12 protein-coding genes are annotated in these 12255 nt (G+C 62.8%); 5 read left to right on the top strand and 7 right to left on the bottom strand.

All coding sequences use genetic code 11. The annotated features are described in order from the left end of the window. Positions 1-133: 133 nt before the first annotated feature. The 5 genes from RhoBH5_RS08600 to RhoBH5_RS08580 all read left to right on the top strand — a co-directional run bounded on the left by RhoBH5_RS08600 (position 134) and on the right by RhoBH5_RS08580 (position 3956). Positions 134-712, top strand: a complete 579-nt coding sequence (locus tag RhoBH5_RS08600) for a carboxymuconolactone decarboxylase family protein (RefSeq protein ID WP_007733549.1) — start codon at positions 134-136, stop codon at positions 710-712. Between the two features lie 125 nt (positions 713-837). Next, positions 838-1233 (top strand): TOBE domain-containing protein, encoded by a 396-nt coding sequence (locus RhoBH5_RS08595; RefSeq protein WP_003940157.1) that lies wholly within the window; start codon positions 838-840, stop codon positions 1231-1233. Positions 1234-1258: 25 nt separating this feature from the next. Next, positions 1259-2068 (top strand): molybdate ABC transporter substrate-binding protein, encoded by an 810-nt coding sequence (modA, locus tag RhoBH5_RS08590; RefSeq protein WP_209909671.1) that lies wholly within the window; start codon positions 1259-1261, stop codon positions 2066-2068. After that, on the top strand, positions 2065-2874 hold the full coding sequence (locus RhoBH5_RS08585) for an ABC transporter permease (RefSeq protein ID WP_020970514.1): 810 nt from the start codon (positions 2065-2067) through the stop codon (positions 2872-2874). Before modA ends, RhoBH5_RS08585 begins: the two co-directional genes overlap by 4 nt. Beyond that, complete coding sequence (locus tag RhoBH5_RS08580; protein ID WP_042921720.1) at positions 2871-3956, top strand: sulfate/molybdate ABC transporter ATP-binding protein; 1086 nt, start codon at positions 2871-2873, stop codon at positions 3954-3956. Before RhoBH5_RS08585 ends, RhoBH5_RS08580 begins: the two co-directional genes overlap by 4 nt. Here RhoBH5_RS08580 and fadD11 read toward each other — a convergent pair. Genes fadD11 through RhoBH5_RS08545 form a run of 7 tightly spaced genes read right to left on the bottom strand, consistent with a single transcriptional unit; the run spans position 3932 to position 12201 of the window. Next, positions 3932-5734, bottom strand: coding sequence for a fatty acid--CoA ligase FadD11 (gene fadD11, locus RhoBH5_RS08575; protein ID WP_270008158.1), 1803 nt, complete (start codon positions 5732-5734; stop codon positions 3932-3934). The two genes, RhoBH5_RS08580 and fadD11, sit on opposite strands and share 25 nt — an antisense overlap. Continuing rightward, positions 5731-6693 carry an SDR family oxidoreductase gene (locus RhoBH5_RS08570; protein WP_073512660.1) on the bottom strand — a complete coding sequence of 321 codons (963 nt, stop codon included), beginning with the start codon at positions 6691-6693 and terminating at the stop codon, positions 5731-5733. The genes fadD11 and RhoBH5_RS08570 overlap by 4 nt, the downstream gene beginning before the upstream one ends. A 4-nt stretch (positions 6694-6697) precedes the next feature. Then, complete coding sequence (locus RhoBH5_RS08565) at positions 6698-8131, bottom strand: aldehyde dehydrogenase family protein (RefSeq protein WP_047270965.1); 1434 nt, start codon at positions 8129-8131, stop codon at positions 6698-6700. Continuing rightward, entirely contained in the window at positions 8128-8628 is a 501-nt protein-coding gene (locus tag RhoBH5_RS08560) for an SRPBCC family protein (RefSeq protein WP_007733538.1), read from the bottom strand. Before RhoBH5_RS08560 ends, RhoBH5_RS08565 begins: the two co-directional genes overlap by 4 nt. Continuing rightward, entirely contained in the window at positions 8625-9716 is a 1092-nt protein-coding gene (locus RhoBH5_RS08555) for a PDR/VanB family oxidoreductase (RefSeq protein WP_007733536.1), read from the bottom strand. Before RhoBH5_RS08555 ends, RhoBH5_RS08560 begins: the two co-directional genes overlap by 4 nt. Beyond that, positions 9713-10645, bottom strand: coding sequence for a metal-dependent hydrolase (locus RhoBH5_RS08550; protein ID WP_003940129.1), 933 nt, complete (start codon positions 10643-10645; stop codon positions 9713-9715). The genes RhoBH5_RS08555 and RhoBH5_RS08550 overlap by 4 nt, the downstream gene beginning before the upstream one ends. Beyond that, positions 10645-12201 (bottom strand): flavin-containing monooxygenase, encoded by a 1557-nt coding sequence (locus RhoBH5_RS08545; protein ID WP_270008157.1) that lies wholly within the window; start codon positions 12199-12201, stop codon positions 10645-10647. Before RhoBH5_RS08545 ends, RhoBH5_RS08550 begins: the two co-directional genes overlap by 1 nt. Between the last annotated feature and the right edge of the window lie 54 nt (positions 12202-12255).

Here is a 12255-nt window from a genome sequence, read left to right as displayed (position 1 = left end):
TTGCAGCTTAGTCGGCTGACACCGCATCCTCACATCCGCTCGGACGCGGTGCTTGTCACGTTTGAATCGCCGCCATCGTCCAACTCTGTAGAGAGCATCGAATCCGGTGCCCCAGAACATACGGAGGCTTGCCATGACTCGCATTCCCGCAGTGACACCGTCAGAAGCCAGTCCGTTGATCAAAGTGGCATACAAATTCGCCGCCAGGCAGTACGACGAAGTCCCCGAGCCCTTTGCCGTCCTGGCCAACCATCGGAAATTGTTCGTAGCGGCTGCCCGCCACGAAATGGCTGTGCAGAAGGCGTCGAAGGTGCTGCCGTCGAACATTCGTGAACTGGCCGTCTATCGCGTCGCCTGGACTGTCGGCTGCTCGTGGTGTGTCGACTTCGGGACGATGCTCTCGCGCTTGGACGGTTTGGACATCGACAAGTTGAAAGAGATCGCGAACTACCGGGATTCATCGAAGTACAGCGAAGACGAGCGGGCCGCGATCGCCTACGCCGACGCCATGACCGGTGACCCCCATGGGGAGAACGGGGTGACGGACGAACAGGTCGCGGATCTCGAGCGCAGGTTCGGGCGAGCGGGCGTCGTGGAACTGACCTATCAGATCGGGCTCGAAAACATGCGCGCCCGGATGTATTCGGCGTTGGGGATTACCGAGCAGGGGTTCAGCACCGACTCCTGCCGTGTGCCCTGGGCAGAAGAATGATGCGCTGATTCGTCTACGGCAACTATCGACAATGCTCCGCAGATACGTGATCATGATTGACTAGTTCACGCATCTGCGGAGCATTTCGGCTTGTTAGGTCCGCACTTGCGACCTACGATCACCTGGTGCCCAACATTCGAATCCGCGAAGCTGCCGGCCTGCTCGGTGTCAGTGACGACACCGTCCGGCGGTGGGTCGACGGTGGGCTTCTCACCGCGACGACGGACGACTCCGGCCGCAAGGTCATCGACGGTGCCGAGTTGGCGGGCTTCGCCCGGTCCAACGCCGGACCCGCACCGGCCGATCCGCTCACGGGTGCGAGTTCGGCCCGCAACCGGTTCGCCGGCCTCGTCACCAAGGTCGTCACCGACAAGGTGATGGCTCAGGTCGAAATGCAGTGTGGGCCCTTCACTGTCGTCTCGTTGATGAGTACCGACGCGGTTCGGGAGCTCGGACTCGAGGTCGGGAGTATCGGAGTCGCAATCGTGAAGGCCACCACGGTCATCGTGGAAACGCCGTAGTTTTTGAACATACTGGAGGAAATTCGTGAAGCGTGTAGTCGGACTTGTTGCAGCAGGTGCCTTTTCGCTTGCCCTGGTGACCGGTTGTAGTTCCTCCGACAATTCTTCGTCGGAGACGTCGTCGGCCGCTCCGACCACAACCACTTCGAGTGAGAGTGCCACGGGAAGTATCACCGTCTTCGCGGCGGCGTCACTCAAGAACAGCTTCACCGAACTCGGCAAGGAATTCGAGTCCGAGAACCCCGGTTCATCGGTCACTTTCAGCTTTGCCGGGTCCTCGGACCTCGTCGCTCAGATCACTCAGGGCGCACCGGCTGACGTGTTCGCCTCGGCTGACGCCGCCAACATGACCAAGGCCACCGACGCCGGCGTCGTCGCGGGGTCGCCCTCGGACCTCGCGAGCAACACCTTGACGATTGTTGTGCCGCCGGGCAATCCGAAGGGAATCGCGTCGTTCGCCGATCTGGCAAAGGAGGGGACGCAACTGGTGATCTGCGCTCCGCAGGTCCCTTGTGGCGCGGCTACGAAGAAGGTCGAGACGGCCACAGGCGAGACCCTCTCGCCCGTCAGCGAAGAATCGTCGGTGACCGACGTTCTCAACAAGGTGACGTCCGGGCAGGCCGATGCCGGCATCGTTTACGTCACCGACGCGAAGTCCGCTGGTGACAAGGTTCAGACCGTCGCGTTCCCGGAAGCCACCACGGTGGTCAACCTGTACCAGATTGCGGTGCTGAAGGATTCGAAGAATTCGGGAACGGCAACCAAATTCGTCGATCTCGTGAAGGGGCCCAAGGGCCTGGCAGTTCTGAGTGACGCGGGATTCGCTGCCCCGTGACACACCTAAGACCGGCGGTCCGGGCTCCGCTCGGGTTGCCGGTATGGATTTACCTTCCGGCGCTGATCGGCGGAGCGTTTGTCATCGCGCCCTTGGCGGCGATGCTGGCCACCGTGCAGTGGTCGCAGTTCTGGGAACTCGTGACTTCCGAATCGTCGGTTGCCGCGTTGAAACTGAGTTTGAAGACAGCAGCGATGAGCACGCTGCTATGCATCCTGTTCGGCGTACCGATGGCCGCGGTGTTGGCGCGCAGTCATTTTCGGGGACTGTCCGTTCTTCGATCGTTGATCCTGCTCCCGCTGGTTCTGCCGCCCGTGGTGGGCGGTATCGCGTTGCTGTACACGTTCGGGCGCAAAGGGTTGATCGGTGAGCAGCTGGAAGTGCTCGGCATCCAGATAGCATTCTCGACAACCGCGGTGGTCCTGGCGCAGACGTTTGTCGCGCTACCGTTCCTCGTCGTCAGCCTCGAAGGTGCACTACGCACTGCGGGCACACGATACGAGGCCGTAGCCTCGACGCTCGGAGCCCGCCCGACCACCGTGCTTCGCCGGGTGACTTTGCCGCTGGTGCTTCCCGGTCTGGTGTCAGGGGCAGTGCTGGCTTTCGCTCGCGCACTGGGGGAGTTCGGTGCAACGCTGACGTTCGCGGGAAGTCTGCAAGGGGTCACGCGTACCCTGCCGTTGGAAATCTATCTCCAGCGTGAGACCGATCCGGATGCAGCGGTAGCGCTTTCGCTGGTGTTGGTCGTAGTCGCGGTGGTCATCGTGGTTGCGGTGCGTGGACGCGGATCGGCGGGTTCGTTGTGAGTGGCCTCCACGTCGACATCGAGATTCCGGAGCGCGACGTCGTTGCGACGTTCGACGTCGCGGCCGGTGAGGTGACCGCTGTCCTCGGACCGAACGGCGCAGGCAAGTCGACGGTACTGGCGGCGGTTGCCGGACTACATCACCCGCGGCGTGGGTTGATCGAACTGAATTCTCGCGTTCTCACCGATACAGGTAGGGGAGTCGCGTTGGCGCCGCATCGGCGCGGCACTGTTCTACTCGCGCAAGAGGCACTTCTCTTTCCCCACCTCAGTGCGGCCGCGAACGTGGCGTTCGCGCCGCGCAGTGCAGGGCGGTCGCGTCGCGATTCCGCCGATTCCGCGCGCCACTGGCTCGACGCAGTCGACGCCGCCGAATTGGCTGACCGCAAGCCGTCACAGCTCTCCGGCGGTCAAGCGCAACGAGTCGCAGTGGCGAGGGCATTGGCTGCTGAACCCGAACTACTCCTGCTCGACGAACCGATGTCTGCGCTCGACGTCGCCTCCGCCCCGGCATTGCGGTCGTTGCTGCGTAGAGTGCTCCGAACAGGAGATCGCACGGCCGTGCTCGTCACGCACGACGCTCTGGATGCGCTGGCCCTTGCCGACACCGTTGTCGTGCTGGACGGCGGCCGGGTCGTCGAACGTGGTGACGTACGAACAGTTCTGACTCGCCCGCGTAGTGCATTTGCAGCACGCATCGCAGGGATCAACTTGCGCAGCGGCACGATGGCCGGAGACGGAATGCTCAGAAGTCCGGTCGGGGTGGATATCGCGGGCCAGACGGAGACCGACCTACCGGCCGGCAGTGCCGCCGTGGCAGTCTTCGAGCCGCGAGCAGTGTCGGTCTACCTGGATCCGCCTCACGGGAGCCCACGAAACGCGTTTGCGGTCACGATCGCGGAGATCGAAAATCGAGGCGATGTCGTCCGAGTCCGAGCCGAGGACGAAGCCGGCCAGCCGGGCTTGTCTGCCGACATCACGGCGAGCGCAGCGGCCGAGCTCGATCTGGTTCCGGGATCGGCCGCTACGTTTGTGGTCAAGGCCACCGAGACGCTGATCTATGCGCAGGGCGCAGGCTCGTAGACGTCCTCTACGACCGAATCCGCATAGAGGGCTGCAATTTCGGACGCGTACTTCTCGGCTATCGGCTTGCGCCTGAGCTTCATCGTCGGTGTCAGCTCGTCGCCGCCTGGCTCCCAGAACGTGGTGAGTACGTGAAACCGCTTGATCTGCTCGGCCCTCGACAGACGCGAGTTTCCCTCGGCGACAGCAGTTGCAACGATGTCGACGATCCGAGCGTCCTTGGCGAGTACCGCGGCCTCGGCCGCAAGTCCCAGTGAGCGTGCCGCTCCGACCGCGGCGTCGGCGCTGAGAGTGATCAACGCTGTGTTGAACTTTCGGCCGTCTCCGATCGCCACGACCTCACCGATCAACGACGACGACGTCTTCACTGCGGTCTCGATGGCAGCGGGGGACATGTTCTTTCCCGACGCATTGATGATCAGCTCCTTCTTGCGATCGATCACCGTGAGGTATCCGTCTGCGTCGGCCGTGACGATGTCTCCGGTCGAAAGCCAACCGTCTGCACTGATCGCTTCGGCCGTTTTTGCCGGTTCGCCGCGGTACCCCTTCATGACCAACGGTCCTCGAACCAGTAGCTCACCGTCCGCCTCGATGCGCATTTCCATGCCTGGAAGCAACTTTCCGACCGTTCCCAGCTTGGTCGGCTCGGCCGGTGCGGTGCTCGCAATGCATGTCAGCTCGGACATTCCCCAGATCTCCGAGATCGGAACTCCCAGGGCTGCAAAGAATGCCAAGGTGTCCGGCGGAATCGGTGCGGCGCCAGAGATGGCCCACTTCAGTTCGGCAAAACCGAGTTTCGCACGCAGAGCGGAGAGGACCATTGCATCGGCTCGGGCGTAGTCCGCTTCCAGTTCGGCGGGGACTGTTTCACCGGCTCGCAAGTGTGCGAGCCGAGTGCGACCGACGTCGAGTGCCCACTGCAATGCCGCTCGCCGCGCGTCGTCCGGTTCGTTGGCGACGGCCGATTCGACTGCAACCTTCAGCTTTTCCCACACACGGGGGACGCTGCCCCAGATCGTGGGGCGACAGTCCGGAAGCGCACCCGCTACCTGGCTCGGATCCGGCACGACAGTGATCTGGGTGCCGAACACCATTTGCATGTACAGGCAGGTGAGCCGATCGGCGATGTGCGCCGACGGCATGTACGAGGTGATGCGGTCACCGAACTCGACGGGGAGTACAGCACTGACGGCGGTGGTTTCGAACAACAGACAGGCATGAGTCGTCTCGACGCCCTTGGGGTTGCCGGTCGTGCCGGAGGTGTAGATCAACGTGGCTACGTCGTTCGGTTTCACCGCACGCCAGGTGCTCTCGAAATCGAAATCGGCGGCAGCAGAGGACTTGATCTGCTCCAGCGTCAGGGTGCCGGACTGCTGGGCAGACGGTTGCGCGTCGACGACCACGATCGTGTCGAGTGTGGCACCGGATCGGCGAACGGTATCCATGTACTGGGCCTCGCAGACGAGCACTCGCGCACCGGAATTGGCGAGGATGTACTGGATGGCTTCGGGTGCCGACGTGTTGTAGATGGAGAAGGACGTCGCGCCGAGGTGTTGGGCGCCGACGTCGATCGGGTAGAACTCGATGCGGTTACTCATCATCAATGCAACCGTATCGCCATGTCCCACGCCGATTCCGGCCAATCCCGCGGCAACATCGCGAACCTGTTCGCCGTACGCGCGCCACGTCAGTGTTCGCGCATCGCCGATGTCTCGCAAAGCCACCGCGTCGGGCGCCACCGCCGACACTCGCTGGAAGGCTGCACACAACGTAGTCATGATGTTCTCCTGGATGCCTTTGTCAGGGCTGACGCACTCGTCGGGGCCGCAGCGGTGGTTCTGTCTTCGAGTTCGCGGATCAGGTCGTGTGCCTGTTTGTCTTTTGCCAGGTAACCGTCGGCAAGGACATTGATGAATCCGCGTCCCCACGCCCAGGGTTCCCAGGCAGCGGGGGCAAGGGTCCGGGCGGCGCGGCGCGCGATCGCATCGGCGATCACGGTGGCGGCACGGTCCGGGGAGATTCGATGACGGAGGGGACCAGGTAGTCGAGCGTCGAGTTTGCGCCCGATCTCGTCGTCGTCGAGTGTTGCGCGTGCAAGTTGTGTATCCACCATCCCGAAGTACGCGATGCCGGCAGTAGCGCCGTAGCCGGCAACCTCGAGACGCAGCGCCCGGCCGAGCGCTTCGACCCCAGCCTTGCTGATCATGTACGAAGCGCCGCCCAAACCGGGGGCGAACGACGCCGCCGATGACACGACGACGATGTGCCCACTGTTGCGGATCACCTCGTCGATGGTCGGATGCACGGTGTTGAAGACGCCGGTGAGATTGACGTCGAGCACACGATCGAAGGCGTCGGGATCGATCTGGCGCAATGTTGCCGGGGGAGGGGTGATTCCGGCGTTGGCCACCACGACGTCGATTCTGCCCAGCTGCTCGATGATCGTTTGCACGGCTGCGGTCATGCCGTCCCGATCTCGGACATCGGCCGTCACCGTCACGACTCGCTGTGACTCGAATGAGCGCTCGGCCGTTGCCAATGAACTCTCGTTGACGTCGACCAGTGCCACGGTGGCCCCACGCCGGTGGAGAGTGCGCGCCAGCGCTGCACCGATACCGTCGCCTCCACCGGTGATCAGTACGACCTTCCCGGCGACGTCGTAGTCGAGTCGGCGTCCGGGCAGTGGAATGCCCAGATCGCGGACTGTTCCCGCAATTGCGGACAAGCGTCCCGTCATTGCTTCAGTGCCTTCCGTGTAGTGCGCGGATGAGAACCTTGACCAGCCAGTCGATTCGGGCGGTCCTTCGAAACGTCGTCAGTGGTAAGGGCGAACGGAATCGTTGCCGAGTCGTCGAACGAGCGTAGGTGAACTCCTTCAGACCATCTGGGCCGTGAACGCGTCCGAAACCAGATGCTCCGACCCCACCCAGTGGCAGGTTGGGAACCGCGGCATACATCACGTAAGAGTTCACCGACGCTCCTCCGGATCGGAGCCGATCGGCAACAGCCGCTCCGTCCTTGCCGAACACGCTTGCTCCCAATGCGTATGGCGACGCATTGACCAACTCCACCGCCTCGTCCATCGAGGCGACCTTGGTGATCGTCATCGTCGGGCCGAAAGTTTCCTCCGTGACGGCGAGGCTGTCTTCGGGGACGTCGACCATGATGGTCGGTTGCACGTACTGGCCGGAGATCGAGCCGAGCCCTCCGAGAACGACACGTCCACCCCGCGACATCGCGTCGTCGATGTGGCGCCGGATTACAGCCACTTGCGAGGGCATGGTGATCGGACCGATCTTGTCTTCGGCACCCGGACCCGCATGAACTCGGGCAGCCAAAGTGATTGTCTTGTCGATAAACTCGCCGTAGACATGTTCGTGCACGTATACACGCTCGACGCCCAGACAGGTTTGACCGGAGTTGGACAATGCTCCCCACACCGCAGCATCCGCGGCGGCACCGACATTTCCGTCGGCATCAAGGATGAGCGCGTCCTTACCACCACATTCCATCAACACCGGTGTGAGGGTCTCGGCGCACGCTGCCATGACTTTCTTGCCCGTCGCGGTCGATCCGGTGAACCCGATCTTGTCGACACCGGCCAGGCACAGTGCCGCGCCGACCGAACCATCGCCCGTGACGACCTGCAGCACAGGATGTTCAGGGACGACCTCGGCGAAGGCGCGGCCCAACCATTGCCCGACTGCCGGTGCGAACTCACTCGGCTTGTAGACCACGGCGTTGCCTGCAGCCAGCGAGAACGAGAGCGAACCGAGTGGGGTGAAGACCGGATAGTTCCACGGACCGATCACACCGATCACCCCGAGAGGTCGATACTCCACCGAGGCGGCCTGATTGACCGTCAACAAACTGGAGCGGACGCTGCGCCTGCCCAATACCTTTCGGGCATTCTTCGACGCCCACGCGAGATGTTCTAGTGCCATGGCGATTTCGAGCATCGCGTCAGGGTGCGGCTTGCCCATGTCCCGGTGCACGACGTCGGCGAGTTCGGATGCGCGACGAGCGATGATTCCTCGCCACCGATCCAGTCGACGAGCACGTTGCTCGAATGTCAGTTCTGCCCACCACTCGGAAGCAGTACGGGCGTCGCGCACTGCCTGTGTCACCGTGTCGTCGGACGCCTGTGTGGTCGTGTCGATCTCGGTCGCCGTCATCGTGGAGTTCCTTGAAGTGTGTGGTGGACGGCGCCGTCGGCCCAGCCGCGGGTGACGCGTTGGAGGATCGGTCGGGACAGAGTCAGAATGGGGGCGAACCACGGCTGCGCTTGCACAGCGAACGTCCAGGTGAGGCGGCTGCCAGTCGAAGTCGGTTCCAACACCAGATCTTCAGCGAAGCGTTTGAACCCCGGAAGTGACGCCGACTCCACGTAGAACGACATCCGGCGCCCCTCGTCCCAGCGGAAGAATCGCTCGTTCAGTGCAGCAAAAGCGCCGGCTCGCACGGTTCGCGTAGTCCCGACGCCGAATGGTCTGTCCGAGGTCCAGTCGGCTCCGGTGATCCCGTGCGCCCACGACGTGAGCGCTCCGTCCGAGGTCAACGTCTGCCACAAGCTTTCACATGTCGCTTCGGATTCGATCCGGTGAGTGATCACCAGCGGAGCGGAGCGGATGAAGGCTGCGTCGGCCGCAGAAAGAGAGAATTTTCCCTTCACAGGTCCACCACCAAAGACCCACCGGTGGAACGTGATCGACAGGTCAACATCGAACCAGTACGTTCGGATTCGGTGAGGAGGGTGTCTCGATGCTCGACGGTCCCGGAGAGCACCCGGACCTTGCATGTACCGCAGAAGCCCTGTTGGCATGAATACGCTACTCCGGGAAGTACGCGTCGTATTGCAGCCAAGGCGCTTTCGGACTCGCCCACATCGACGGTGAGACCGGTGCGCGCCAGATGCACCGTGAACTCCTTGCCGTCGACTACCGGGAGTGGGGAGAACCTCTCGCTGTGCACCGATCCGGTCGGGTTGGCGGCGAAAGTTGCCGCACGCACCGTGTTCATCAGCGGAACCGGTCCGCACGTGTACACCGCGGCACCGGGATCCGCAGCAGCGACGAGTGTTCCGATATCCGTCGGACCCAGCTCGTCGTCGGGTCGGATGGTTACCCGGCCGCTGGAATACTCCTCGATCTCGTTCAGGAATGGCATAGCTGCCCGAGTTCGTCCGAGATAGTCCAATCGCCACGGGACTCCGCGGCGGTGACAGCGTTGCACCATGGGAAGTATCGGAGTGATCCCGATTCCGCCCGCAACAAAGAGGTACGACGGAGCAGTGACAAAAGGAAATGCATTCCGCGGCCCTCGTACGTCGACAACCATTCCGGGTTTCAGCGACTCGTGTATCTCGCGGGAGCCGCCCCCGCCTTCGTCGATCCGCCGGACGGCGATCCGATACGAGGTCAAGTCGTCGGGGTCTCCGCACAACGAATACTGTCGTTGCCTTCCCGAGGGGAGAATGACGTCTAGGTGAGCGCCGGGAATCCACGACGGCAGGGTGATTCCTTCCCTCGGGGTCAAGGTGACACTCAGGACGTCTGCGCACTCGAACCGGACGGACTTCACGTCCAGCGTCATGTCGAATCCGCTGTAGCGGACCGGGTTGGGACGCGAAAGTATCTGCGCTGCAGGACTTGACGCAAAGATTCGACGGTATGCGCTCGTCGCCTGTGCGGCAATCCTCAACGACCGGGTCGGTGTGAAGTCTTGTGCGTCGTGAGGACGGTCGGCAGTCGTCTTGTTCATCCTTCACTCTTTTCGGAAGAACGATTGGCGGCAGGTGAGCGAGCGAGGTAGCGCATGGCTACGTCCATGTCCCCGATCTGGGACGGATGGAAGCTCGGCCGCAGATACGGAGGAATCTCGGTGATCAGGAATTTCATGTTCGGGACCAGGCCGCGGCGAGTGGCGCTGATCAGTTGCAGAGGCCACAGGCGGCCCTTCGCCTTCGACGGGTCCTGCCGGAAGAGGTAGTTCATCGAGGCGATGAACAACACGAACAACGTGAAGCTGGCGAGCAGCGCCGTGCGAACGCGGCGGGCGTAGCTACCGTCCACGTACATGTAGGCGTCGAAGGCCACGTTGCGGTGCTCGACTTCCTCGGCGCCGTGCCACTTGACCATGTCGAGCATCGTCGGGTGCATGCCGGCATCTTCGAGGGCGGGATCGGTGAGCAGCCATTCCCCGACCACCGCCGTGTAGTGCTCCATCGCGGCAAACAAGCCGAGACGTTCACAGAGCCAGGCGTGCTTGGCTTTTCCGGTCAATCCTTTGTCGCCCAATATCTTGTCCACGAGCCAGTCCATCCGGCGTGACATCGGTTTCATGTCCATGCCGAGGTCCGCAAGATGCTCGCGTGCACCTTTGTGCGACGACGCGTGTGTTGCTTCCTGGCCGACGAATCCCACCACCTCTTCGTGCAGGCGGGGGTCCTCGATGAGCGGGAGCGCTTCGGCGAGCGTTGCGGACATGGCCCGCTCTCCCTCGGGCAACACGAGATGCATGAAGTTGATGACGTGGGTGACCATCGGTTCGTTCGGCACGTAATGCAGTGGTACGCCGTCCCAGTCGAATTCGACGTCACGGGCGGCGATCGCATGTGCTTCGTCGGTGTAGCGGCGCGCGCCGGACGGTGCGACGACGGGTGTGCCTCGGAAGGCGTTGATGCCGAGCATTATCGGCTCCTCACGGTTTCTCGGGCAGTGGTGAGTGATTCGGACGAGACGGGTTGTACTTGCGCGTAGTGAGCGAGGTCGGCTCGTTTGGTCCTGGTGCGGAAGGATCGGTTGAATCCGGGATAGAAGGTGTAATTGCGGCCGCCGTCGACGAGGTAGTAACTACTGCACCCGCCGGCGTTCCACACGCTGGTGGCGAGTCGGCGGTCGGTCGCGCGCACGAACTCTCTCTGCACGTCTGCCCGGACGTCGATACTGCCGATGCCGCCCTCGTCCATTTGAAGAATGCAGCTCACGATGTACTCGACCTGCGCTTCGATCGTGACGACCTGCGAGGTGTAGACCACGGAATTGGGGCCGAGGATCATGAAGAAGTTCGGAAACCCGCTGATGGTGGTGCCGAGGAAGGCCTCGGCACTGCCGTTCCACGTCTGCGCGAGGCTGCGGCCGTCCTTGCCCCGGATGATGTCGAACGACGGGTTGTCTCCCATACGAAAGCCGGTTCCCATGACTATGGTGTCGACTTCCCGGAAGGCGCCGTCCGCGGTGAGGACTCCGCGCTCCTGCACCTCGACGATTCCGTCCGTCACCACCTCCACATTGGGTGACGCCAGCGCGGGATAGTAGGTGTTCGAGAACGTCGGACGCTTGCATCCGAATGCGTAGTGGGGGAGCAGCTTTGCGCGAAGCTCCGGGTCCCGCACCTGCCGGCGAAGGTGTGCTCGGCCGAGTGCGGCCAGCCCTTTGAGCAGTGACGGCTTGTACACGAATCCGGGTACCAGGGCTTCTTGGAGCAGGTCAAGTCCCTTGCGTGCCAGTCGTTGGGTGAGCGGCACCCGCTCGAAGAGAGCGCTCGGCCAGCCGGTCATCGGCTGATCCGGGTGCGGCAGGATCCACGTCGGTGTCCGCTGGAACACGGTCAACGTGTCCGCGAGCGGTTGCAGTCTGGGGATGATCTGCACCGCAGAGGCGCCGGTGCCGACCACGGCTATCCGCTCACCGCGAAGGTCGTGGTCGTGGTTCCAGTCCGCGGTGTGGAACATCTGACCACGAAACGATTCGAGCCCGGGAAGGTCGGGTGTGGCGGGGGCACTGAACGGGCCGGTGGCCGCGACCAGGAACTGTGCCTCCCACATGGTTTCCGCAGTGTGTACCCGCCAGATCTGGGCTTGCTCGTCCCACGAAGCTTCTGTCACGTCCTGGTTGCAGTGGAAATGACCGGCCAGTCCGAAGCGATGGACGCAATCCCGGAGATAGTCGTAGATCTCGGGCTGTAGCGGATACAGCCGCGTCCAGTTCGGATTTGGCGCAAACGAGAACGAGTACAGAATCGACGGGATGTCGCACTGTGCACCGGGGTAGGTATTGACCTGCCAGGTTCCCCCGGGCTCCGCGGCACGTTCCAGAACGACGAAGTCGTCGATCCCGGACTGCTTCAAGCGGACAGCCGTTCCGATGCCGCCGAAACCGGCTCCGATGACGACGACTCGTGTTCGGCGAGCTCGAGTTTCCTCGTCACCGGCCGATGGCCCCGAGGTTGGGTCGATGTCGACCATGTGTGACGCCTCCTGATTGGTGCGTGAACAACTGAACGAAGAGTAAGTCTGACA

This window comes from Rhodococcus sp. BH5 (genome assembly GCF_027583855.1).
Lineage (GTDB): Bacteria > Actinomycetota > Actinomycetes > Mycobacteriales > Mycobacteriaceae > Rhodococcus_F > Rhodococcus_F qingshengii.
Note: the sequence above shows the minus strand (reverse complement) of the source record. Positions and strands in the feature narration are given on the sequence as shown.